Annotated in this window: 24 protein-coding genes and 1 other RNA gene; 14 read left to right on the forward strand and 11 right to left on the reverse strand. The window is 39.2% G+C overall.

Annotated elements, in window-relative coordinates; translation table 11 throughout:
- The 3 genes from ELZ11_RS19970 to ELZ11_RS19980 are packed head-to-tail and all read left to right on the forward strand — an operon-like array spanning position 1 to position 3825.
- Entirely contained in the window at positions 1 to 2415 is a 2415-nt protein-coding gene (locus ELZ11_RS19970; protein ID WP_137359145.1) for an ATP-binding protein, read from the forward strand.
- Entirely contained in the window at positions 2416 to 3354 is a 939-nt protein-coding gene (locus tag ELZ11_RS19975) for a response regulator (protein ID WP_137359146.1), read from the forward strand.
- A gap of 12 nt (positions 3355 to 3366) precedes the next feature.
- Positions 3367 to 3825: a phosphatase domain-containing protein gene (locus ELZ11_RS19980; protein WP_137359147.1), complete on the forward strand. Its 459-nt coding sequence runs from the start codon at positions 3367 to 3369 to the stop codon at positions 3823 to 3825.
- A gap of 118 nt (positions 3826 to 3943) precedes the next feature.
- Here ELZ11_RS19980 and ELZ11_RS19985 read toward each other — a convergent pair whose 3' ends face one another.
- The 3 genes from ELZ11_RS19985 to ELZ11_RS19995 form a co-directional block, all read right to left on the reverse strand.
- Complete coding sequence (locus ELZ11_RS19985; RefSeq protein ID WP_137359148.1) at positions 3944 to 4501, reverse strand: recombinase family protein; 558 nt, start codon at positions 4499 to 4501, stop codon at positions 3944 to 3946.
- 160 nt (positions 4502 to 4661) lie between these two features.
- A complete protein-coding gene (locus ELZ11_RS19990; protein WP_137359149.1) occupies positions 4662 to 4931 on the reverse strand; it encodes a hypothetical protein in 270 nt (89 codons plus the stop codon).
- On the reverse strand, positions 4921 to 6042 hold the full coding sequence (locus ELZ11_RS19995) for a plasmid recombination protein (protein WP_137359150.1): 1122 nt from the start codon (positions 6040 to 6042) through the stop codon (positions 4921 to 4923). The genes ELZ11_RS19990 and ELZ11_RS19995 overlap by 11 nt, the downstream gene beginning before the upstream one ends.
- A 174-nt stretch (positions 6043 to 6216) precedes the next feature.
- On the opposite strand from ELZ11_RS19995, the gene ELZ11_RS20000 reads away from it, so the two are divergent.
- Positions 6217 to 7473: a replication endonuclease gene (locus tag ELZ11_RS20000; RefSeq protein WP_137359151.1), complete on the forward strand. Its 1257-nt coding sequence runs from the start codon at positions 6217 to 6219 to the stop codon at positions 7471 to 7473.
- Positions 7474 to 7739: 266 nt separating this feature from the next.
- Here ELZ11_RS20000 and ELZ11_RS20005 read toward each other — a convergent pair whose 3' ends face one another.
- The 4 genes from ELZ11_RS20005 to smpB all read right to left on the reverse strand — a co-directional run bounded on the left by ELZ11_RS20005 (position 7740) and on the right by smpB (position 10650).
- Entirely contained in the window at positions 7740 to 8000 is a 261-nt protein-coding gene (locus tag ELZ11_RS20005) for a helix-turn-helix transcriptional regulator (protein WP_137359152.1), read from the reverse strand.
- 229 nt (positions 8001 to 8229) lie between these two features.
- Entirely contained in the window at positions 8230 to 9549 is a 1320-nt protein-coding gene (locus ELZ11_RS20010) for a tyrosine-type recombinase/integrase (protein ID WP_167494729.1), read from the reverse strand.
- Between the two features lie 182 nt (positions 9550 to 9731).
- Positions 9732 to 10098, reverse strand: a transfer-messenger RNA (tmRNA) gene (ssrA, locus tag ELZ11_RS20015).
- A gap of 66 nt (positions 10099 to 10164) precedes the next feature.
- Positions 10165 to 10650: an SsrA-binding protein SmpB gene (smpB, locus tag ELZ11_RS20020; protein ID WP_137359154.1), complete on the reverse strand. Its 486-nt coding sequence runs from the start codon at positions 10648 to 10650 to the stop codon at positions 10165 to 10167.
- 118 nt (positions 10651 to 10768) lie between these two features.
- Between smpB and ELZ11_RS20025 the strand changes: the two genes are divergently transcribed.
- Complete coding sequence (locus tag ELZ11_RS20025; protein WP_137359155.1) at positions 10769 to 11197, forward strand: SRPBCC family protein; 429 nt, start codon at positions 10769 to 10771, stop codon at positions 11195 to 11197.
- A 3-nt stretch (positions 11198 to 11200) separates the two neighbouring features.
- Positions 11201 to 11515 (forward strand): RnfH family protein, encoded by a 315-nt coding sequence (locus tag ELZ11_RS20030; protein ID WP_137359156.1) that lies wholly within the window; start codon positions 11201 to 11203, stop codon positions 11513 to 11515.
- A gap of 67 nt (positions 11516 to 11582) precedes the next feature.
- On the opposite strand, the gene bamE is transcribed toward ELZ11_RS20030, so the two are convergent.
- The 3 genes from bamE to nadK form a co-directional block, all read right to left on the reverse strand.
- The gene (bamE, locus tag ELZ11_RS20035; protein ID WP_137359157.1) at positions 11583 to 11942 is read right to left on the reverse strand and encodes an outer membrane protein assembly factor BamE; all 360 of its coding nucleotides are present in this window, start codon (positions 11940 to 11942) and stop codon (positions 11583 to 11585) included.
- 164 nt (positions 11943 to 12106) lie between these two features.
- A complete protein-coding gene (gene recN / locus ELZ11_RS20040) occupies positions 12107 to 13771 on the reverse strand; it encodes a DNA repair protein RecN (RefSeq protein ID WP_137359158.1) in 1665 nt (554 codons plus the stop codon).
- Between the two features lie 212 nt (positions 13772 to 13983).
- Complete coding sequence (gene nadK, locus ELZ11_RS20045; RefSeq protein ID WP_137359159.1) at positions 13984 to 14868, reverse strand: NAD(+) kinase; 885 nt, start codon at positions 14866 to 14868, stop codon at positions 13984 to 13986.
- A 144-nt stretch (positions 14869 to 15012) separates the two neighbouring features.
- On the opposite strand from nadK, the gene grpE reads away from it, so the two are divergent.
- The 4 genes from grpE to dnaJ all read left to right on the forward strand — a co-directional run bounded on the left by grpE (position 15013) and on the right by dnaJ (position 20728).
- On the forward strand, positions 15013 to 15597 hold the full coding sequence (gene grpE, locus ELZ11_RS20050) for a nucleotide exchange factor GrpE (RefSeq protein ID WP_137359160.1): 585 nt from the start codon (positions 15013 to 15015) through the stop codon (positions 15595 to 15597).
- Positions 15598 to 15921: 324 nt separating this feature from the next.
- Positions 15922 to 17196: a dicarboxylate/amino acid:cation symporter gene (locus tag ELZ11_RS20055; RefSeq protein WP_137359161.1), complete on the forward strand. Its 1275-nt coding sequence runs from the start codon at positions 15922 to 15924 to the stop codon at positions 17194 to 17196.
- Positions 17197 to 17449: 253 nt separating this feature from the next.
- Entirely contained in the window at positions 17450 to 19366 is a 1917-nt protein-coding gene (gene dnaK, locus ELZ11_RS20060; RefSeq protein WP_137359162.1) for a molecular chaperone DnaK, read from the forward strand.
- 216 nt (positions 19367 to 19582) lie between these two features.
- Entirely contained in the window at positions 19583 to 20728 is a 1146-nt protein-coding gene (gene dnaJ, locus ELZ11_RS20065) for a molecular chaperone DnaJ (protein ID WP_137359163.1), read from the forward strand.
- Between the two features lie 79 nt (positions 20729 to 20807).
- Here the strand turns inward: dnaJ and ELZ11_RS20070 are convergent, their stop codons facing one another.
- Positions 20808 to 21239: a type IV pilin protein gene (locus ELZ11_RS20070; RefSeq protein ID WP_137359164.1), complete on the reverse strand. Its 432-nt coding sequence runs from the start codon at positions 21237 to 21239 to the stop codon at positions 20808 to 20810.
- A 102-nt stretch (positions 21240 to 21341) separates the two neighbouring features.
- Here ELZ11_RS20070 and ELZ11_RS20075 point away from each other — a divergent pair, with 102 nt between their 5' ends.
- The 4 genes from ELZ11_RS20075 to ELZ11_RS20090 are packed head-to-tail and all read left to right on the forward strand — an operon-like array spanning position 21342 to position 24216.
- The gene (locus ELZ11_RS20075; RefSeq protein ID WP_137359165.1) at positions 21342 to 21839 is read left to right on the forward strand and encodes a GspH/FimT family pseudopilin; all 498 of its coding nucleotides are present in this window, start codon (positions 21342 to 21344) and stop codon (positions 21837 to 21839) included.
- Positions 21820 to 22446: a PilW family protein gene (locus ELZ11_RS20080; protein WP_137359166.1), complete on the forward strand. Its 627-nt coding sequence runs from the start codon at positions 21820 to 21822 to the stop codon at positions 22444 to 22446. The genes ELZ11_RS20075 and ELZ11_RS20080 overlap by 20 nt, the downstream gene beginning before the upstream one ends.
- Positions 22446 to 23777: a hypothetical protein gene (locus ELZ11_RS20085; protein WP_137359167.1), complete on the forward strand. Its 1332-nt coding sequence runs from the start codon at positions 22446 to 22448 to the stop codon at positions 23775 to 23777. Before ELZ11_RS20080 ends, ELZ11_RS20085 begins: the two co-directional genes overlap by 1 nt.
- On the forward strand, positions 23767 to 24216 hold the full coding sequence (locus tag ELZ11_RS20090) for a prepilin-type N-terminal cleavage/methylation domain-containing protein (protein ID WP_137359168.1): 450 nt from the start codon (positions 23767 to 23769) through the stop codon (positions 24214 to 24216). Before ELZ11_RS20085 ends, ELZ11_RS20090 begins: the two co-directional genes overlap by 11 nt.
- Positions 24217 to 24282 lie beyond the last annotated feature (66 nt).

Consider the following 24282-nt stretch of genomic DNA (forward strand, 5'->3'; position numbering starts at 1 on the left):
ATGAGCGAAAAAGAAAACCCAAATGTTATAAAGTCTCATTTCAAGGCGAACGCTGGTGTAAAGGATATAGTTGGCCGTGGATTAATATATAATGATAATGTGGCAATTATTGAATTAGTGAAGAACTCAAAAGATGCAGGATCACCATCTGTACATATTGAATTTAATAATATCAAACCTAAACCAAAAGATAATAACGACTCTAGTCTACCAGTAGAAATAACCACAAATAATATAGACTCGCCTTTATCTGAAATTATTATCAAAGACTCAGGAAAAGGAATGTCTTTGGATGACATAAAAGATAAGTGGTTAAATATTGCTTATTCAGAAAAGAAAAATAAATTTAAAAAAGCATATGCAGGAAATAAAGGTGTTGGTAGATTTAGTTGCGACAGATTAGGAAAGAGGCTTGAGCTGTATACAAAGTCATCAGAAGACACTTATTATAGTTTAATCATTGATTGGACTAGATTTGAAAATAAGGGTAAAAATGATGAAATATCTAGTGTTCCTTTGGTTATAAATAAAATAAATGAAGATGAGTTCTTAGAACATGCTGTTGATGCTGGTATAAAAACAGGAACTATATTAAAAATAAAAGAACTTAGAAGTGAATGGAATGAAAAGAAACTTAATAACTTAATTAGTGAGTTAGAAAAGTTTTCACCATCTTTAGAGCATGGTTTTGAGATATTCACGTCATCAAATGAAAAATTCGATTCTTTAGGGGTTAAAAAGAAAGTTAATAATGGAATATTAGATAAATTAGAGTTTAAGACGACATATATAAAATCAAAAATTGAAAATGGATTACTCGAGACATCGTTATATTATCAAGGTCAGTTGATTTATAGTTATGAAGTTGAAAATCCATATGTAGAATTAGTTAAGGTAGATGTTGAAATACATTATTTAGATACTATATCGAAAGGATTTTTTACTAAGAAAATTGGTTTTAACCCTAACGCATATGGTTCAATATTTTTATATTATAATGGGTTTAGGATTTCACCTTATGGTAATGAAAAAAATGATTGGTTGAACTTAGATCAGAGAAAGTCACAAGGTGTATCAAGGCATTTAGGTACTCGTGATTTGTTTGGTAAAATAAATGTTACTGATAGTGAAGATCGGTTCAATGTAATTACTAGTCGTGAAGGGTTAGCTTTTGATGCGGCTTTCTTAGATCTAGTTGCTTATGATCACGAAGAAAAGACAACACTAAAGAATGGAATAAAGGAATATGGTTACGTTTCATCAATAGTTAGGCAGTTAGAGAGCTTTGTGGTTGATGGCCTAGATTGGAATAGACTTGTTGATAGGTTAGGTGAGAAAAAAACAGTCTCATATATTGACACGGATAGAGAGCCTGAACGATTTGTAATAAAAGAGTTGTCAAGTAAGAAAATAGAACAGGCAATAAATAAAATAGCTCCCAATAGTTATAAAATAGAAAAAGATAATTTTTATATCAATGATGAATTAATTAAGGATATAAAAAAGGTTAACGATAATAAGTTTAACTCCTATATTGATAACTTTATAGAATTACTTTCTGAAGAAACGGTGGCAGATCTTCCTAATAAAGAAAAACCTAAAGTTAAAGAAGTAATAAAACATCTTCAGCATCAAAGAGATATTGCTAAGTTAGAAACACAGCAGGCAGAAAGACTAGTTGATGAAGTAACAAAAGAAGTAATTATTGCAAAAGATAAATTAAGTCTAGAGAATAAGCGTAGTAGTTTACTGGAGGGTATGGTCGATCCTGCTAAAACACTTGATGGCTTAATTACTCACGTTATTCAGCAAATCTCAGGCGGAATTGAAAAGGATGCTAGATCTGTACTGAAAGCTTATTATGAAGACCCCTCATTTGTTACAAAAGAAGATTTGATTGAGGTTTTGGAACATGCGGTTGTCGATATATCAACAATAAAGGAAACAGCTAGTATTGCCTCCAAAGCTGCTTTCAATATTAAGGTTTCATCTGTGAAACAAGACCTGTTTGCCTATATGGAAGACTATATTAATAAGGTTGCTTCAAAAGATGGTCGCTGGGGTATTAATATTAAGTTTATTAATGAAGGTGGCTTTACGCATGAAGCTGTATTTAATCCCGCAGAAGCGAGTGTGTTATTTGTTAATTTGATAGATAATGCAAGAAAAGCGGGAGCAAAAGAGTTTGTTGTTATGTGTAATAATAAATTACTAAGCTTTATCGATGATGGTGTAGGATTCGATTTTGAACGATTGGAGCCTCAAGATTATATGAAAAAAGGTATAACTACTACTGTGGAAGGGTCAGGGTTAGGTTTGTATCATTGTGCAATAATTGCAAAGAAAATAAAATCAAAACTAGAGATTAGTAATAATGATTCAAATGGTTCTAGAATTACATTGAGGTTTAACTAAATGAAAACAGAATATAATATTTTGTGGATCGATGACAACTTCAGACTCGTAAGAGGAGATGTTAGAAATCTAACAACACACCTGAAAAAAGAAGAGATATCTCTAAATGTTATTGATTTTAATCCAGAGGCTGGAACTAAAATAACCGAAGAGCCTAAATTTATTTCTAGCTTTGAGCAGTATGAATTGGATTTTATTCTGGTTGATTATAATATGCCTGAACTAGATGGTGTTGAAGTCATTGCGCATGTAAGAAAAGTCCTAAATGATTATCATACACCGATTGTTTTCTATTCTAATGAGGAAAACATAGACTTAACAGATCTTATTAATAATGAGAATAAAGGTGTGGCATTTGATGAGTATCTCGATGGTGTGTTTTTCTGCCATCGAGATTATATCACTAGAAAAATGACCAATCTGATTGACTCTCAATTGAAGCGAGAAGGTAAAATAAGTGCTGTTAGAGGAATGCTAATGGAGAAGGTCAGTGATATTGACGTATTAGTATTTGAGGTATTAAAAAAGTTGTCATTGGATGTTGATGAAAGTAAGCATAATAAGCTATCTACTTTTATTAATGAAAAACTATCGAGGAGAGAAAGATCAGCAGGAAGAGTAGTTCAGGATGTAAGTGTAATGAATTACCCTGATATGATTAATTATATAGTTGAAAATCCAAGAATTACAGATAGTCACTTTAGATCTGAGCTGTTAAGAAAGGTTCTTGATAATATTGATAACAAAAAACAGCATGGTAACATTCTTTCAGATTTTTATAATGTAAAAGATGGAAACCTTAGTCTTAACTGCTTTAGAAATCGTTATGCTCATCAGACAGAAGTTGAGCTTTCAGATATTCATACGCCAGAGAATTGCTTGCGTATTAAATCTGAATCTAAACGCCACAAGGAAAATCTTTCAGAATCAATATCTTAAGCGGAGTAGTAAGTGAGCAGTCAAAAGACAGTAATTGTTGATTTAGACGGAACTTTAGCTTTAAACAAGCATAGAGCACATTACATTGACAAAAATAAAGTCGATAAAGTTGATTGGAGTTCTTACTTTCTAGCGTGCGATAAGGATGAACCCAATCAACCCGTGATTGAATCTGTAAATGCTTTAAAAAAACAAGGGTTTAATATACACATATTTTCGGCAAGAGGTGATATTGCTAGAAATAAAACCGTTGATTGGCTTACAGCTAATAATGTTCAATATGATCATCTAACTATGAGAGAGATGGATACATTTACTCCAGATGAGGTTTTAAAACGGTTTTGGTTACTTGATTTATATCCGAACTATAAGCAAGACATATTATGTGTTTTTGACGATAGAAATAAAGTAGTCAGTATGTGGCGTGAAACTGGGTTAGTTTGCTTCCAGGTCGCAGAAGGTGATTTTTAATCATTTACGGCTAATAGATGAAAAACAAGCGTGCTTGGTTTCTCGATGGATGTCATAGTGTACTTGGAGTCTGTCTACGCCTCTCTACTAAAAAGCCATACTTAGTCATAACGTAAGGTTAAGTATGGCTTTTTAATCTATAGAATTTTGATTGATTCATACCTACAAGACTGATAGCTTTAGTTTGGCTCATGCCTAACTCTATTAATGATTGTACTTTTTTGTACTCCTGCCACGATGAGTCAGATATTTGTTTTCCCTTATACAGTCCTTCTTTTTTTGCTCGTTCGATTCCTATCCGCTGTTTTTCTAGCATCTCAGTTCTCTGCATCTCAGCTACAGCGGCTAGTGTTGTTAGCACAAGCTTCCCTGTACTAGATGTTACGTCGATACCGCCTAGTGTATGGATTATAAGTTTAATTTTTTGTTGATTCATCTTGTCACAAAATGCCAAGACATCTTGAGTGTTTCTTCCTAATCTGCTGATATCGTAGAAGACAACGGAGTCTCCTCTTCTTAACTTACTTAGCATCTTTGAAAACTCAGGGCGTTCTAAGTCTTTTCCTGAGAATTTGTCCTCATAGATTGCATCATAGCAATAAGAGCTTTTCAAAAAAACAGTCTGCTGCTGAACATTTTGCTCAACAGTCGATACTCGTGAATAGATAAATTGCATCTTTATTTCCTTTAGTATGCTTTGAATCTAATCCTTCCAATACTGGTATCGTTTGAGCCTTTTAGTGTTCTTTATAAGACTATGTAGATATGATTCAAAAGTGGTATTACTAGGCTGTGCTTAAATAACACTAAGCACAGCTTAGTGATTTCAATAATTACTAATGCTCATTAGTATGATCGTTCTTATCAGTTTTCTTATTCTTCTTTTCTGTAGAGCGGAAGAATTCATAAATAGTATTGTTCATATGAGATACAAACTTTGCTTCGTTATCTTCGGAAAGCACTTCTTTATCAAATGCTTTTATCATGAAAGCTATATGCTCTAGGTATGGGTCACTTGTTCTATGCTTTGCATAGTACTCCCTCTTAAGTTTTAGAGTCAGTGCCATAATTTTTTTCAAGTTTTCTTCTCTATTATTAGACTTCATAATTATATTCTCTTTTATTTTTAGTTATTATTTTGCTTTTTCTGATTCTATCTATAAGTTTATCTTTGCTACTAATTTCATTTTTCAAAAGTTTTATTTCATTATCTTGTTCAAGTAGCTTTCTTTGATTGAGAATGTTCGCATTTCTAAGTTCGGATTTGTTCTTTTCTTGCCCAAGGACAGTAGATTTTATGATTCTATTTTTTTCTTTTAATCTAGCTATCTTCTCAGAGTAGAACTTTATAGTTGCTTTATTTCCGAATCTCGCCTTTATAGCGCTTTCAGCGATGGCTTCTCGTTTTAATAATTGTTTAATTTTAACACTCAAATGCTTTTTGACTTTATTGATAGCTGCTTGCTCTGTTGCTAAATCTTGTTTAGTACCTTCAATAGCTGACTTTTGTTGTTCAAAATCATTCAATGAATCTCTAACACGAGTTGCTTCTGCTTTTCTTGCGTTATACTCAGATCTTGTTAGTCGTTGACGTTTTGCACCTAATCTAAGTAACCCAAATTTTTCTGAAACTTCTTTATGGTATTCATCCTGAAGCTTTCTATAAGCTTTTTTGTACGCATCAAATTTTGCTTTCTTTCCCCCTGAAGTAGTTTGCCTTGCTAAAAAAGGCTCATGCACATACATCAAGTTTGCTTTTCCATACTCTGTGGTGTCAGGAATGGTAATAACAAAGTGTAAGTGAGGATGGATAGGCTCACCTTCATCAAGGTGCAAGACCACCGAAAGTAAATTTTCCCCATACTTCGCAAGCAAATACTCTATATTTCTTTCTACCCATACTGATAATACATTTGTTTTGTTATTCAAATCAGATGTGTATATATCTGGGGGTAAGGAGCAAACTCCAGCAAGAGCGACTATAGCGTCTTTCCTCAATTTCCTTCCAAGTTTATCTCTCGCCTTATGTACTCTATTTTCTATTATTACATTTGCCTTTATTGCATCTACACCAAAAATAATTGTTGGTATTTTAGGTGTTGTGACATGAGAACATGCGTGTTCTTGTCGCATAAACTCTTTAGCAATAGAAATATAAGACTTTCTGTTTTGACTAGGAAGAAGGCTGTATGGTTCATAATGAATGAACTGATACATATTCTTTCTTACCATTTAAATTTATTTAAATCCGATGCATATTAAATTTTGGGAACCAAAATTGATATGCTTAGTCGGTCACTAAGTGTATATATTTAATTTATCATCAGATTGAAATTAAAGTCAATATATTTCTTGATATTTGTTTTTCTGTAGTGATATATTAAAAATAAAATGAAAAATATAATTGATAACAAATTAAGAGCTGTGAGATTTGTACGTTCTTCTAATTCTTCAATAAAAAAATTTGGTTATACGTATTTCTATTCTGTAGTCAAAAGGATTTTAGAGAGAAATGATATATTTGAAAGCAGAATATTATCAAATAGTGTTAATGTAAATTTATTAATTGAAGATCTCACTGTAATACTACCTGAGAAATTACTCAATCAATTGTGTTTGAGTGATTTGTTTCGTTCTGAAAAAATCAAATTGGCAGCTTTTAAAAAGCTATGCTCAAGAAAATATTTATCGAATAAATTTCTTCATTATGTGCAAGAAGTTGAGCAGCTATATGATATGAAAAACCGTCTGGTTGGTGGTAAGTATGCGCCTTATTTGTCCCATAGAGCAGTTAATCGAGTTCAAGAACAAGAAGACTCCAATAGAAAGTTCCTCTCTAACATGCTTCCCGAGTCAATGAGTGTAGATTCTTTCTTGAGCAAGCAAGAGAAAGCTAAAAATAACGCCTTTTATCAGCAGCTGAAAGCTCTTGAAGATATTTCTATAGAGCGTGACTATGATGTTGTCTTTATCACTGTTGTAGCTTCTGTAGAGCACCACAGCAACACCTATGATGGCGTGATGCATCATACTTGGAACGGTAGTAGTGTAAGAGATGTACATGATAAATTCAGTCATCAGTTTAAACTGCATAGAAACTATCTTTATAGACGCAATATGAGCTTCAATATTGATAAGGCTTTCAATGTAAAAAGTGTTGAACCTACAAAATCTGGGTGTCCTCATTATCATATTGCTGTTTTTTGCCATAAATCTCTGACGAGCTTGTACATTGACTCGTATAGAAAGTACTTTAAAAATGAATTTTCAAATTTTAAATTCAAACGTTTTAGTGCGAGTAAACTGGAACGAAAAATAGAACATAACCTATCATACGTAATCAACTATTTAGTTAAAGACTGCTTTTTGCTTGAGTCAACGCCAAATCCAGAAAAATGCAAGAGAGTGATATATTGGCGTAAATACAATAGAATTCGTGCATTTTCGGTATCAGGAATCAAAGGAAAATTCTCAGAGTACAAGAAAAGGTACAAAGAGAGAGTTTATCCTGATTCTGAATTTTATGAAAAATTAGATATAGGTAGATTCGTACCGAATCTAAGTTTCAAAATGTATTTGCTGATTGATGTTGATGCTATCCCTACGATATGTGGAAGTGAGTATTTTTCGTATTCACGACCCACGTAAGTAATGGGAATTTAATAAATGCCACTTCTTGTGGTCTTTTTGCGTTGTTTTATTGGTTTTGTTTGAAATTCGACCGTACATTATACATTTTTATTGATTTGGGTAAATTGGATAATTTAATTTATATTTTTCATTTATTGATTTTTAAAGAGCTTATACGTGATTGTTGTTTTTCTTTAAATTCATTTATATATAACTTTCTTTAAGTGAAATAATGCTCGAAAGCATTATTCCATATATGTAAGAGTTATAATTATCAAATTGGGCTAGGTGGATAAGATACAATGCTCACCCGAAAGTTTCTCTCTATACTGCATAATTTTCGTTACGGATTCTTTAGCATCTTTGTTCATTGATAGGTCGATGATATAAGCATCGATTTCATGCGATAGAAAGCCTACGCTGTTTGCGCCAAGGCTGATCGGAGGAGGGAATTCGCCTGAGTTTATCTTTCGGTGTAACGTACTTTTTGAAATTGAAACTCTCTTTAGTACGTCAGTTTTCTTTTCTATTTTTATGTTTTTCATTTTAGTCTCTTATAAAAAGACAACAAACAAAATCAATACTCAGCGATCAGTGTCTAGATTGCACGGTATTATTATTATTAATTTCATTTATTATTATTAGAGACACGTATATTATCAATTTATTATTATTGTAAAGCTGATAAAATATTATTCGTTGTTGCTATGTTAGTAATATATTCACAGTATTGCTTGCTATGTGGAATGTCAATTTTTTCATGTCTTCGTTTGTTCATTTTTTGAATCGTGTAGCGATACTGTAGCTTGATCTTGTAGATTCAACGATGAAGTCACTCCAGTACTCCATTATCTTACATCGCTCTTCGTAATGTACAGCTTTGTTGTATGCTCTTCTAACTCTGTCATCATCTAGGTGTGATAAACAGATTTCAATAGCATCAGCGTTGAATTTTTGCTCATTTAATTGAGTACTTCCAATTGATCTAAGCCCGTGACTCACGAGCGTTCCTTTTAGCCCTGACCTAGATAGTACATAGTTAACGGATTGTGAGCATATATGGCTTGTTTTTGAGCGGTCTGTATCTGCGGGAAATACGTACTTCCCACTACCTGTAATCGGTTTTAGAAACTTTAGTATTGAAAGCGAATAGTGAGACAGTGGAACTATATGCTCTTTTCTATTCTTCATTTTATAGGCGTCAACAATCCAAACACTATCCTTAAAGTCGATTTCACGCCACATCATTTCGGCTACTTCTTTAGGGCGGCTTAAGCAATGAAGTTGCATCTCAAATGCGCAACGAGTTATTAGCTTCATGTTAGCGTCACCCATTTTAGCCATTACACGGTTTAGTTCTGAAGGCTGAACTGTCGGCATACTTGTCGGAACTGGTTGAATGAATGTTCTACCTGTTCGTGTTAAAGGGTTATCTTTCATGTAGTCATTATCAATTGCGAAATCCAAGACTCTTTTCGCAATGCTAAGTACACGTTTGACAGTTTCATATGCGCCTTTTTTTTCAATTGGTCTTAGAATTTTGATAACTTGCTTTGCTGTGATTTCGGTAATAGCAATGTCGGAAAGCTCTGGATAGAGGTACTTATCTAAGCGTAGTTTTGCTTCACGAGTAGTCTTTGGTCTATTTCTGATTACTTGAATGTCCTCTTCATCAAGCTCGTAGCCTTTTTTTCTAGCTTCAGTTTTTGCCTTTTTGAGATCTTTTTCAGTTTGTAGAGCTTTTTGTGTTATTTCTCTATTTAACCATTGCTCAGCAATAGTACGAAACGTCGGCTGTACTTCTAAAGATTTTGAAAGCCTGTCTTTTGGGTCGATATTTTTTGCTAAAAGTGCTCTGTATTGTTCTGCTTGGCTTCTCGCTTCAGCAAGTGAGATTGCTGGAAATTTACCTAAGGCAAGTTTTGGACGCTTGCTAGAGTTTGGGGAAGTGTACTTAAAGACCCAACTTTTTGAACCATCTAGTCTTAATCTTAGATACAGGTTTCCACCATCAGCCAAAAGTTGCTCTTTTTTACCATTTGGTAATTTCGCTGATGTGATTTTTTTCTGATTTAAGCGATGAATTCCACTCATTTTTTGCTCCTTGGTTTTATTGTTCCCCATGAAACTAGCAATGAGCAGAGGGGAACGCAACGGGGAACAAAGGGAGTGGGACAGGGTGGGATTGGATGAGTCGAATTAGGATTGTAACAGTATGTAAAACAATGCTTTAGATACAAAAAAGGGACACCCTGAGGTGTCCCTTTCCAAACGTTTGGTGGAGCTGGCGGGAGTTGAACCCGCGTCCAGAAACTATCCATCATTGGTACTACATGCTTAGTCGATCTTTAAATTCACCAGCAACCTGCGAACCGACACGCTAGTTAAAGGCTAACCTGAATTATAATTCGCGCTTTTCCTCTCAGGTGGGAGAAGCCACGCTAGCTTGTTTGGGTTTGATCTCTTGTTGGTCCCCGTCTTACGAGCGGAAGCTAGGGCAAGAGAGCTCTGAGCAGGTTATTAAGCTGCTAGTGCGTAGTTTTCGTCGTTTGCGACTATTTTTTTGCGGCTTTTTACGTGGCCAACCGCCCCACGGCATGCACCTCAGACTTCAAAATTCCTGTCGAATCCTAAATCAGCCCCAAGTGTTCTTCGCATAGTACCAGAAAAGCTTACCCTGTCTAGCATTGTGCGTTTAAGTGCTCAATATTAACGCAAATTACTCTTCATAATTCGTGCTTTATCGCGAGCCCAATCTTTTTCTTTCATATCAGTACGTTTATCGTGCAATTTCTTACCCTTAGCGACACCGATCTTAATTTTTGCCCATGAGCGAGACCAGTACATTGTGGTTGCTACAAGCGTCATACCTTCACGGTTAATACGGCCGATGAGGTTATCGAGTTCTTTTCGTTTTAAGAGAAGTTTGCGGATACGTGTCGGGTTAGCAACGGTGTGAGTACACGCTTGAGTTAGCGGAGTAATCGTCATACCACTGATGAATGCTTCACCGTCACGGACGTAAACGTAGCTTTCAGCGATATTTGTTTTGCCTTCACGTAAGGATTTTACTTCCCAGCCTTGAAGCTCAAGCCCTGCTTCAATTTCATCATCGATAAAATATTCGTGGCGAGCTTTCTTATTCTGCGCAATGGTATTGCTACCAGCTTTGGATTTTGATTTATTCTTTGCCATAATGGCCTCATTATACGGATTGCGCCGCTATTGGGGAATCCTTTTGTTTGCGCTTTAGCTCAATAGAATTAGAATTGTTGACTGCTTTAATGTAACGCTGTCTTTCACAGGAGTCTATATGCCAAAGGTTACTCGTTCAGCATTGGTATCATTTAGTGCTGATCAAATGTTTGATTTGGTCAATGATGTTGCTCGCTACCCAGAATTTTTACCTGGTTGTTCAGGTTCACGTGTTATCGAATCAACCGACACTTCAATGGTGGCTTCGGTTGATGTTTCAAAAGCAGGCATAAGTAAAACATTTACGACCTCAAATAATCTTACCCAAGGCGCAAAGATTATGATGGAGCTGGTGGATGGGCCATTTAAAAAGCTGCAAGGCGGTTGGCACTTTACTCCTCTTGATGAACAGGCATGTAAGGTGGAATTAAAACTAGAATTTGAATTCTCTAGCCGCATGATTGAAATGGCGTTTGGTAAGATCTTTAACGAACTCACCGGTAATATGGTGAATGCTTTTACTCAAAGAGCGAAGCAGGTTTATTAAGCCATGAGTATTGAATCCGATATGATCCACGTAGAAGTGGTGTATGCCTTACCTCAAGAACAACGCGTGTTTACGCTTGTGGTTAATAAGAATACGCAAGTAGAGGCTATCATTAATCAGTCTGGGATCTTAGAGCTCTACCCTGAAATTGATTTAGCGAAAAATAAAGTCGGTGTCTTTAGCCGCAATGTGAAGCTAGACGCTACAGTCCGAGATAAAGACAGAATCGAAATTTATCGTCCGTTATTGGCGGATCCAAAAGAAATTCGTCGTAAACGTGCTGAACAAGCTAAAGCGGAAGCTAAGAAAAAAGCTTAAGTGAATAGATGATAATAAAAAGGCTCGCAGTTGCGAGCCTTTTTGTTTGTCTTAAATTGGTGCCGGCTTAGCGTAAGCTTTCGAAAAACTCATCGCTTGCATCAAAGTCACCAGCAATCGTAACCAATGTGCCTGTAGCGTCAAAATTAACGACTAGGTTCTTCTGAATTGAATCTTCATGGCCTTTTGTATGGTGATAAATGTAGTACCACGTATCTGGGTAGCCATTTTCGATCAGCATCGGGGAGCCCATCACGTAACGAACCTGAGCTTTGGTCATACCAAACTTAAGTTGGTCGACGGCTTCTTGTTCAACATAGTTACCTTGGTTGATATCGATTCGATAAACTATCTTTTCTAATAAAGAGCAACCGGTCAACATTGTTAGTGCAAGTGGGACTGCAACTAACCACTTCTTAATTTGCATAGTCTCAGATCTTAGTAATTCGCTTAAATTCTGCTTGATAATAAACAAGCTCAGGCAAGAAGTAAAAAGCTCCTTGCACTTTGAACTATTTCAGACTACCAATTTTGAATTAAGTTGCAAAATTAACCAAAAGATTCTCGGTTTATGACTTTATGCTTTTTTCTTTAAGCGGCAATCAGCAATTCTTTTGCGTTCGCGAGCGTTGATTCGGTGATCTGGCTGCCACCAAGTAATCTTGCTAGCTCAGAGATTCGTTGCTGTTCGTCTAAGTTACGCATTTGGGTTTCAGTTTTTCCTGACTTAGTGCTTTTTGCAACGAACAATTGCTGATGGCCACAACCAGCGACTTGAGGTAAGTGGGTCACACACATGACTTGAGTCGACTCCCCCAACTTGCGTAACATTTTTCCGACTACTGCAGCGGTAGGGCCACTGATACCGACATCAACTTCATCGAAAATCAGGCTTGGAGTATCCACTTTTTGAGCGGTGATAACTTGGATAGCTAATGAGATACGTGAAAGCTCACCACCTGACGCCACTTTGGAAATAGGTTGCATTGGTTGCCCTGGGTTCGTCGAAACGACGAAAGTCACGCTGTCCATTCCTAGTGGGGAAGGGTGCCCATTGGCATTAGTGACTTCAATGGAAAATTGCGCCTTTTCCATGCTCAATTCATGCATGCTTTGAGTGATCAGTTTATTGAGCTCTTTGGCATAGCGGCTGCGTGATTTGTGCAACTTATCGGCTTTAGCAACGAAGTTTTGGTATTGAGTCTCTACTTCTTGAGCCAGCTCATCCAGCTTTTCATCAGAGCAGTCCAGAGCTTCAATTTGCTGAAGAAGCTCTTGGTGATGTTGGTAAAGCTCGTCTGGTAATACATGGTGTTTACGAGACATCGACATGACTTTTGAAAAACGCTCTTCTACATAAGCCATTCTTGCTGGATCGACATCGATACCGTCTAAGTAAGTTCTGAGTTCACTATTGGTTTCTTCGATCTGAATGATGGCTTCAGAAAGCATGTTCGGTAACTCAGCTAGGCGTTCGTCTAGCTCTGCTAACTCGATTAAGGAGTGATTGGCCGATTGCAAAATACTAAGCGCATTAACTTCTTCACCTTCGTAAATAAGCTCGATAGCTTGCTGGCAGGTTGAGGCAAGTTCACCACTATTGGACAATCGTTTGTGTTCTTGTTCGAGCTCTTCATACTCTTCCTCTCCAAGTGATAATTCATTGAGCTCTTTGATCTGATACTCAAGAAGTTGTTTTTGGGCTTGGTTCTGCTGGCTATTCTCTTTGAGCTGTTTGAGGTGGTTATCCGCTTGGCGCCATGTTTGGTATGCGTTTCTTGTCGATTTGAGTAAGTTCAGGTGTCCCGCATACTGATCGAGCATTGCCATTTGGTATTCACTTTTCATCAATTGATGATGTGCATGCTGGCCATGGATATTGATCAATAGCTGTCCTAAAGATTTGAGTTGAGAAAGAGGAACTGGGCTGCCATTAATAAAGGCTCTTGATCGACCTTCTTTGGAAATGGTGCGGCGTAAGATGCATTCGCCACCATCAAGTAGTTCATTATCTTCAAGCCAGCGAGTAGCATGAAGGTTGTTATCCAGTAAAAAAGCTGCACTGACTTCGGTTTTTTCTTCCCCTTGCCTAACCATACCTGCGTCTGCTCTGCCTCCAAGACATAAGCCTAACGCGTCAATAGCAATGGATTTACCCGCACCAGTTTCACCAGTGATTGTTGTCATGCCTTTTGCAAGTTCTAGCTGTAAAGACTTAACAATAGCGAAATTATTAACACTTAAATGAGCCAGCATTTTATTTACCTGTATAACTGAACATTACTGTATAAGAAAACAGTATATACTGTTTCTTTATACAGTAAAGTTGGTGGTGGTAAATTTTGTGAAGAAAGTTCTATTTGTTGAATATCAATACTGATGCGAGAAAAGAGAATATGAACAACAAAAACAAACAAGCCAACTACGTAAGTAATTGGCTTGTTTGGCTATTTAAGTTTATGTGTGGGCTAAAATAGTTTGCTTGACCAACCTAGCTTATTACGCAGAACATGGTAATAGCTGTAGTCTTTCGGGTGGATTAGCTTTAAAACATTAGGGCTTTGGTAAATATGAATTTCATCTCCAGGTGAGACTGGTAATGAGATTTGACCATCGCAACTGACTTCTTGAGTGCCTCGATTATCAGGCGAGACCACGAGCTTTATCCGGCGTTTCCCATCTACGACGAGTGGTCTACTTGATAATGTATGCGGGAACATTGGCACCAGAGAGATTGCATTTAAGCTCGATGAGAGGATAGGGCCGCCACCAGAGAGTGAATAGGCTGTAGAGCCTGTCGGTGTAGAGATAATTAACCCGTCAGAGCGTTGTGAGAAAGCAAAGCTTTCATCAATATACACTTCGAACTCAATCATATGGGCAACTTGACCAGGGTGAAGCACTGCTTCGTTTAGTGCAGCGTTATGACTTTTGATTTGTCCGTGACGGTGAATCTCAGCCTCTAATAGGAAGCGCTCTTCTTCCATGTACTCACCGTTTAATACATCGGTCAGCGCTGATTGGAAGTTCTCAGGGTTGAGGTCAGTAAGGAAGCCCAAATTGCCTCTGTTTACACCGATCACCGAAATATCGAATCGTGACAGAATTCGAGCTGCGCCTAGCATGTTCCCATCGCCACCGACCACAATTGCAAGATCTGCGAGCTTACCCAGCTCCACCAAACTCGAAAAGTGCTGCTTAGGAATTTCGTCCAAAATATTGGCGAGCCTATCATCAATAAATACTTGATAACCTTCAGATGTTAGCCATTGATAGAGCTCTCTATGAGTCTGAATAGCTTGTTGATCTCGAGGTTTACCAATAATGGCAATGACTTCAAATGGCTTTTTCATAGGTTTTCCAACCGAATTAGGCTTGAATCAGAATTCTTCATCCCCATAATAAAGGCAAGTTGAATGTCTATGCGAGTGTTTTATATCAATTTCGGGCTGAAATGAGCCTGTCACTTGTATCGAAAACTGAATTCTGGAGAGATCATGAACAACGAAGAAAACAAAGTCACTGAAGAAGAGCTAGATCAGATCATTGCGGAAGCTGAGAAAGTTGAAGATGCGGAACTGAATGAAGAAGAAGCGGTTGATGAACAAGAAGCAAAGATCGCTCAATTGGAAGCGGCTTTGTTATCTAGCGAATCAAAAGTAAAAGAGCAGCAAGACTCTGTTCTTCGTGCTAAAGCTGAAGTAGAAAACATGCGTCGTCGTAGCGAGCAAGAAGTAGATAAAGCTCGTAAATACGCATTGAACAAATTTGCTGAAGAGCTTCTTCCAGTTATTGATAACCTAGAGCGTGCAATTCAAGCTGCTGATACTGAAAGCGAAGCGGTGAAGCCTCTACTTGAAGGTGTTGAGCTAACGCATAAAACGTTCGTAGACACAGTAGCTAAGTTCGGTCTTAAAGAGATCAACCCTGAAGGTGAAGCGTTCAACCCTGAATTCCACCAAGCAATGTCTATCCAAGAAAGCCCTGATCACGAATCAAACACAGTTATGTTCGTGATGCAAAAAGGCTATGAGCTAAACGGCCGTGTAGTTCGCCCTGCGATGGTAATGGTTGCAAAATAAATCACTACCTAACTAAAATTCTTAAAGAGAGGCTCTAGCCTCTCTTTTTTTATGCCGATTGAACGCCGCTCCCCAAAAAATAACCACTTCACCAGTTATCAAGCATCATTCTGTTTATTATCTATATTTCAGTCATTTAGTGTTAAATGTTATGAAACTAGTTGTTTTTAAGTTAATGCTCTGATGTCACATCTGTAATTTTTTTGTAAAAAAATGCTTTTAATTGTTACTTCTGTGTGTAAAATCCTCTGCAATATCGCGATATTGCTCGCATATATAACTACAAAAGTACAATTTATAAACACAACAAACTGGAGAAGAACGATGGATAAATCGCTCTCAAGTAAGATTTTTGTAGGCTTGTTCGCCGGCCTACTTATTGGTACTGCTATTCAGTATCTTTTTAACGGTATTGCAGTATTTGATACTTATCTGCTAGGTCTAGCAGAAGGTGTCGGCGGTATGTTTGTTTCATTAATCAAACTACTGGTTGTTCCACTGGTTTACGTTTCTATCGTATGTGGAATTGTTGAGCTGAAAGACATTCGCTCATTCGGTCGTCTAGGTGGTAAAACTTTTGCTCTTTACATTATTAACACCATCATCGCGATCTCTGCTGCATTAACTGTTGGTCTTATCTTCCAGCCAGGTGCTGGCGCAGACCTTGCGGGTACGATTTCTGAAACGGTTCAGTTAACGACAACTGAAACGCCAGACATCTTCTCTCTAGTAGTGAACATCGTTCCAAGCAACCCTGTTCAAGCGTTTGCAAGCGGCGACATGCTACAAATCATCTTCATGGCAATTTTGACTGGTCTTGCTATCCAAGCTCTTGATTCTCGTGGTGGCCCAGCTATCAAGACTTTCAAAATGGCTAACGAAATCATGATGAAGCTTATCGGCCTTGTGATGAGCCTAGCGCCATTCGGTGTATTCGCGTTGATGATTCAGCTTGGTGCAACGCTAGATGCAAACACGCTAATGTCTGTTGCGGGTTACGTAGCGCTAGTAGTCGCAATGCTAGTATTCTGGATTTTCTTCTTCTATCCAATGATGGTAGGTGCATTTACAGGTATTTCTCCTAAGCAGTTCCTACGTGCAACTCGTGAGCAGATCCTTTTCTCTCTATCGACTGCAAGCTCGAACGCAACAATTCCTGTAACAATGCGTACTTTGACTGAGAAACTAAGCGTTTCTAAGTCAGTAGCGGGCTTCGGTGTTCCACTTGGCGCAACAATGAACATGTCTGGTGTATCTATTTACATCGCATTGGCAACTATGTTCGTAGCAAACGCATTTGGTCAGCCAATCAACACTGCTGATATCTTCACTCTAGGTCTAACTATCTTGCTACTGTCTATCGGTGCTGGTGGTGTTCCTGGTGGTGGTGTTGTAATGGTAGGTGTTCTATTACACCAACTAGGTTTACCACCAGAAGGTCTAGCTATCATCGCTGCTGTTGACCGTATTAATGATATGTTCTGTACTTCTTCTAACGTTGTTGGTGATACTGCGGTAAACACTATCGTTGCGAAATCTGAGAACGAAATCGGTGTAGATAAAGAAGAATCAGCTGAACCAGTTCAAGCTAATGCTTAATTAAGTAACCTACTTAATATGAAACGGAGCCACTCGGCTCCGTTTTTCGTTTTTATGTGCATTGAGGCATTTAGAAATAATTTAAAAAAATTCAAAAAGTGCCCTTGAAATGGCTTCGCACGCCCTTATCTATTGGGCATACGAAAGCAAAACATTGCATTTTAATTTTGTGTATTAGGGTTGAATCCCTGATTACCACCCCCACATAGTGGGTATAGCAAAAACTAAATAGAATTTATTCGGAGATAGCCTGATGGGTCGAATCATTGGTATTGATTTAGGTACTACTAACTCTTGTGTTGCTGTTCTTGACGGCGACGCACCACGCGTAATTGAAAATGCTGAAGGCGAACGTACAACAGCATCTGTAATCGCATATACAGACGGCGAAACGCTAGTTGGTCAACCTGCGAAACGTCAAGCGGTAACTAACCCTCAAAACACACTATTCGCTATCAAGCGTCTAATCGGTCGTCGTTTTGAAGATGAAGAAGTTCAGCGTGATATCGAAATCATGCCTTTCAACATTGTTAAGGCTGACAACGGTGATGCATGGGTAGAAGCGCAAGGCCAAAAAATGGCTGCTCCTCAAGTATCTGCTGAAGTTCTTAAGAAAATGAAGAAAACAGCTGAAGACTTCTTAGGCGAAGAAGTAACTGGCGCAGTTGTTACTGTTCCTGCTTACTTCAACGATGCTCAACGTCAAGCAACTAAAGATGCTGGTCGTATTGCTGGTCTTGATGTTAAACGTATCATCAACGAACCAACTGCAGCTGCACTAGCTTACGGTCTAGACAAAAAAGGCGGCGACCGCACTATCGCTGTTTACGACCTTGGTGGTGGTACTTTCGATATCTCTATCATCGAGATTGACGAAGTTGAAGGCGAGAAGACTTTCGAAGTTCTTTCTACTAACGGTGACACTCACCTAGGTGGTGAAGATTTCGATAACCGTATGATCAACTACCTAGTAGATGAGTTCAAGAAAGAGCAAGGCATCGATCTTAAAACTGATCCACTAGCAATGCAGCGTGTTAAAGAAGCAGCGGAAAAAGCGAAAATCGAGCTTTCTTCTACTACTCAAACTGACGTAAACCTACCTTACGTTACTGCTGATGCGACTGGTCCTAAGCACATGAACATCAAAGTGACTCGTGCGAAGCTTGAGTCTCTAGTTGAAGACCTAGTACAACGTTCTCTTGAGCCTCTAAAAGTTGCTCTAGCGGATGCTGATTTATCTGTAGGCGAAATCACTGACGTTATCCTAGTTGGTGGTCAAACTCGTATGCCTATGGTTCAAGCTAAAGTTGCTGAGTTCTTCGGTAAAGAAGCTCGTAAAGACGTAAACCCTGACGAAGCAGTAGCAATGGGTGCTGCAGTTCAAGGTGGTGTACTAGCTGGTGACGTTAAAGACGTACTACTTCTAGACGTTACTCCTCTATCTTTCGGTATCGAAACGATGGGTGGCGTAATGACTAAGCTAATCGAGAAAAACACAACTATCCCTACAAAAGCGGATCAAGTGTTCTCTACAGCTGAAGACAACCAAAGCGCGGTAACTATCCACGTACTACAAGGTGAGCGTAAGCAAGCGACTTACAACAAGTCTCTTGGTCAGTTCAACCTAGAAGGTATCCAACCAGCACCACGTGGCATGCCACAAATCGAAGTAACTTTCGACCTAGATGCTGACGGTATCCTAAACGTATCTGCGAAAGATAAAGCGACGGGTAAAGAGCAGAAGATCACTATCCAAGCATCAGGCGGTCTGTCTGAGGAAGAGATCGAAGCAATGGTACAAGAAGCAGAAGCTAACAAAGAAGCGGACAAGAAGTTCGAAGAGTTAGTAACTGCACGTAACCAAGCTGACCAAATGATCCACGGCACTAAGAAGCAAGTAGAAGAAGCTGGTGAAGCTCTACCTGCAGACGAGAAAGAGAAGATCGAAGCGGCTATCGCAGCACTAGAAGAAGTTAAATCTGGTGATGACAAAGAAGCTATCGATGCAAAAGTTCAAGAACTTATGCAAGCTGCTCAAAAGCTAATGGAAATTGCTCAACAGCAAGCTCAAGCACAGCAAGCAGCTGGCGCGGAAGCGGGCGAGCAACCTAAGCAAGACGACGATGTTGTTGACGCTGAATTCGAAGAAGTTAAAGACGAGAAGAAGTAATTCTCCTTGCTAGGAAGCTTGCATAAAGCTTCCTTTCTTCATGAAATAGATTGCGGGCGTCAGAGGTAACTCTCACGCCCGTAAATTTGTAATTAGGCTGTCGATCTAGATAATAGCTTTATTCGGTGTCGGAGCCGACAGAACTTTTATCTAGATTGATACACAGACTACTGAAATAGATGATTCGGTAGTGGCAATTATTTGGTGACTTAGAACATGTCAAAACGTGATTTTTACGAAGTATTAGGCGTTAGCCGCGATGCATCAGAGCGCGATATTAAGAAAGCGTACAAGCGCTTAGCAATGAAATTCCACCCAGATCGTAACCAGGGTGATGAGAGCGCTGCAGAAAAGTTTAAAGAAGTAAAATTAGCGTACGAAATTTTAACTGACTCTCAGAAGAAAGCAGCTTACGACCAATACGGCCATGCAGCCTTTGAACAAGGTGGAATGGGCGGTGGCGGCGGCTTCGGCGGTGGTCAAGGCGATTTCGGTGACATCTTTGGTGACGTGTTTGGCGATATCTTTGGTGGCGGCCGTCGTGGCGGTGGTCAACAACGTGCTCAACGTGGCGCAGATTTACGTTACAACATGGAGCTATCTCTTGAAGAAGCTGTTCGTGGTTGTTCTAAAGAAATTGAAGTACCGACATTAGTTGAATGTGATACGTGTGACGGTAGTGGCGCGAAAAAAGGTTCTTCTGCGACAACTTGTGGCACTTGTCATGGTCATGGCCAGGTTCAAATGCGTCAAGGCTTCTTCGCTGTACAGCAAACATGTCCTACATGTAGCGGCAAAGGCAAGATCATTAAAGACCCATGTAATTCTTGTCACGGTCAAGGTCGTAAACAGAAAACGAAAACACTTAACGTTAAAATCCCATCAGGTGTGGATACTGGCGATCGCATTCGTTTGTCTGGCGAAGGCGAAGCGGGAGAAATGGGCGCACCAGCGGGTGACCTATACGTTCAGGTTCATGTAAAAGAGCACCACATCTTTGAACGCGATGGTAACAACTTGTACTGTGAAGTACCGGTAAGTTTTGCGATGGCTGCATTAGGTGGTGAGGTTGAAGTACCTACCTTAGATGGTCGCGTTAACCTTAAAGTGCCAGAAGAGACACAAACAGGCCGTATGTTCCGTATGCGTGGCAAAGGCGTGAAAGGCGTTCGTGGCGGCGGTGTCGGTGACTTGATCGTTAAGTTAGTTATTGAAACTCCTGTGAAGCTAAGCTCACGTCAGAAAGAACTTTTAAAAGAGTTTGAAGAGACGTGTGGTGGTGAAGCGGCGAACAAGCATAAGCCGAAGTCTGAAGGCTTTTTCAATGGCGTGAAAAACTTCTTTGATGATCTAACCAAGTAATTATTGGTTTAGTTCAGTTTCAAAAGCCCGCATTATGCGGGCTTTTTTGTTTTTAAAGAGCGTAAATTCGACTGTTATGTTATTTCCAACAATCACTTGGTGTTTGTACCCCTGTGTGGGATAAGGTGATCTTATCTGTACCAACCTCTAAGCATGGATCTTGTTCTTGGGGCCCAAGCGGATCTGCAATCACGGTATAGGCGGTTAACGCAGTAGAGATAGTCAGTGTAAATCGAGACGTATCAATCTCACAAAATGCGCAGGTACTGCCTGAAATGATCCCTTCAGCGGCAGAAATATAGTTCGTTCGATAATTGCTTTCTACTTGTAGTTGAATTTTTGCTAAATCAGCAAGTGCTACCGTACGCTGAGACTTGAGCATATGGTCGGTGTAATTCGGATAGGCAATGGCTGCCAAGGTGGCGAGAATCGCTACGACTATCAATAATTCGAGCAATGTCATTCCTTTCACTTCCCCTTTGTTGGTGTTGCAGCCATTTTTTCGAATCATTTCTAGTAGTCCTTCCAATTTGTTCTACCTATTTTTTATAGCTGCTAGCATCACTTCAAGGCTTATTTCAATCGTAATTTCAATTACATAGGATTTTGGGAAATGACTCGCGGGTTTACTCTTTTAGAGCTGTTAATCACTATTTCGCTCATGATGATCTTGCTTGCTTCTGCAGCCCCAAGCTTTAGTTCGGTTATTAAAACAGTGAAGGTTCAGCGGCTGGCGTCTGAATTAAATGGTTTTCTGGTGCAGGCTAAATCAGAAGCGGTGAATCGAAATGAAGATTTGTGGGTGAAGTTTTCTTTTAGTAAAGATGATCCACAGGCCGCGGGCACATGGTATTTGGATATGATTAACTCAGCTAATGAAGTGTTATTTCAGCTTGATGGTACACCGTTTAGCGATATTAATATTAGCCATAGTTATTCTTCTCAAAAGATAAAATTTGAGGGCATACGTGGGCGACCAAGTGCAGGAAACATTACGCTGACTTCTGACTCTATTTCAAACAACGCCTTAAAGTTGGTGCTATCTAACCCTCCCGGACGGATCAAGCTTTGTGGTTCAAGTAGTGAAGTGTATGACTACCCAAAATGCTAACGTGAGTGCATTGTCGAGCCAACGCGGGGCGACATTAGTTGAGTTGTTGGTTTCTTCGGCACTCGGTATTTTCGCGATTGGAACAATAGGGAGTATTTTTGTTACCGGACAAAACGTAGCGAAAGACAAAGGTTTAGAACTGCTGCTATTGCAGAATTTAACCAGCACTATGCAAGTGATGAAAGAGGACATTCAACGAGCGGGTTACGATGGCTTAAATGGACAGTCCCTCAAACTGTCGGGCTCGGTGGACACGATTCAGCTTAGTGGGAGCTCTGCAATAGGCTTTGTTTATTACTTGGAAGGCTCAAACAATAATAAAGACTTTCGAAATATCGTTTATCGAAAAAATGGCTCGCGACTCCAAATTTGCGAGAAAGGAACGGTTTCAGCTGCTAGCTTGCTTACGCTCAGTGATGTTACTACTTGCCATTCTTTGTTGGATGAGAAGATTATCCAAGTAGATGAGTTTTTGACACAGTCCTCTCAGCTATCTTTCGGAGGGATAAGTTCAACTGTTACAGATATTTCGATTCAAGCATCTATCCCTTCTGCGAACTTATCTCAGACAGTTACCATTAAAGTTAAGCAGAGGAATTGGCAGTAATGCGAGCTGAAGTTGAGCGTGGCTTCATCACGTTGTTAATGACATCCGTTCTTCTTGTTGGAGTCCTGATCATAACGTTAGGCCACTATCGTACTGTTTTTCATCAAATCAAAGTCGCTCAGAACGAAGTAAGCGGAAGAAAAGCACATTGGAAAGCCGAAGCGGGGATTGAATGTACCTATTCCTATTTACGCACGACGGGCAAAACCATCTCTGACCTTAAAACGTCAGCGACGAATGCGGCTGACTATCTCACTTTCTGTTCACCTTATTCCACATCACCCAACCTAGATATAGTCGATACAAGTTCGGCCAATGCTTATACCGTGAGTGCCTCCGTTAATAATTATGCTTTGCATAAAACGGTTCTTGAACTGTCTTTAACAGGGGCTGGTGCGATTCAATCAACAGGGCCAATAGAACTGGTCGGCACTGTTAGTATTAAACCTACCGCGAAAGCTGCGCCTTTATCGGGCAATGAATACGAATGTGTCAGTGTTGCGTTTGCCGATGAGTTCACCTATCGATATGACGCTACTCATGGAGACTCTGGACAAGCACAAGGGTTAGAGGTGCTAGATCCAAGTGCGGATGGACCATTTAGCGGATTCAATGGCGTATGCCATGAAGACTATAAAACGATAATACCGAAAGCGACGGGAAGTGTGTATTCAATGTATGCCCCTGATCTTCATGGCACAAATCCAGCTCCGTTTGAAAAGGATTTTAATCCTGATCCAAATTTGAACCCGTTTCCCACTTTCTTCGGTTTACCTAAAACAGCACAAAACATCGAAGATTTATCTCAAGACACCGATAGGTTCACTCGTGTTGTGCTCTCTAATGCGACAAATTGTGGCACTGAGATTACTAATCACTTTACCGCCGGCCAAACGAAAGGACTTTGGATAAAAGGCAACTGCCATATTAACAGCGCAGTGGCAGCCATCAGTAATATGTCTCAGCTACTTGTTGTTCAAGATGGTGTGTTCGCACTCAATGGCGCAATGGCCTACAACGGCGTTATTTACCACTTAGTTGATTATCAAAATACCGATGTGAAGAATCGCATCGATGACTTTTGGGAAGGGCTGGCGACTCCTAATGTGTTTGCTCCTTTCATTAAGCCTATTCACGATTCTAGTGTGCCGAATAAAAGCGTTGGTATTCAATTCGCGTCAGGGCTACCTGCCGGAGGCCTTATCTTTGATGCTCCATCAGGTGTTTCCACGATTGTTGGGGATATGGATTTAGATTTTCGTTCTGCAGCTAACCCAATCGATCCACCTCCAACATATGCGTGGCAAAAAGGTTCTTGGAATGATCTGTAAACAAAAAGGATTCAGCTTAATAGAGGTGCTTATTTCATTTTTGTTAATTGGAGTGTCCGCTCTTGGTTTAGTGAAGTTGCAAGTCTATGTTGAACAAAAAGCCGACTACGCCATTCAAAGTATTGAAGCGTTGCATTTTGCAGAGCGGCAAATGGAGTATTACAGGACACGTGCAGAGAATGTAAGTGGCGCTGTAGGCTTGATTGCTTTTAGTGAGTTGGGTTTGGCGGAGCATTGCTTGAATGTAAGTCATACTAACTCGCTTAGTGGGCTAGCGGGTTCTGGTTATGACTACTCTTGTTCGGTTGTTGATGTTAGCGGGGTGTTATCTGGCGCATTAAAGAGTGTAAACGTGACGGTCACTTGGACAGATCGATTGAACATCACTCAGAGTTTAACCCTCGAAACCATGTTGTCCAAATACAGTGAGTTTGATTGATTCATACTGATAATAATCTCAATGTGATGATAGTTTGCATCCCTCAGACATTGTTTGCGTGCTGGT

Origin of the sequence: Vibrio profundi (assembly GCF_005281835.1) — a bacterium.
Taxonomy (GTDB): Bacteria; Pseudomonadota; Gammaproteobacteria; order Enterobacterales; family Vibrionaceae; genus Vibrio; species Vibrio profundi.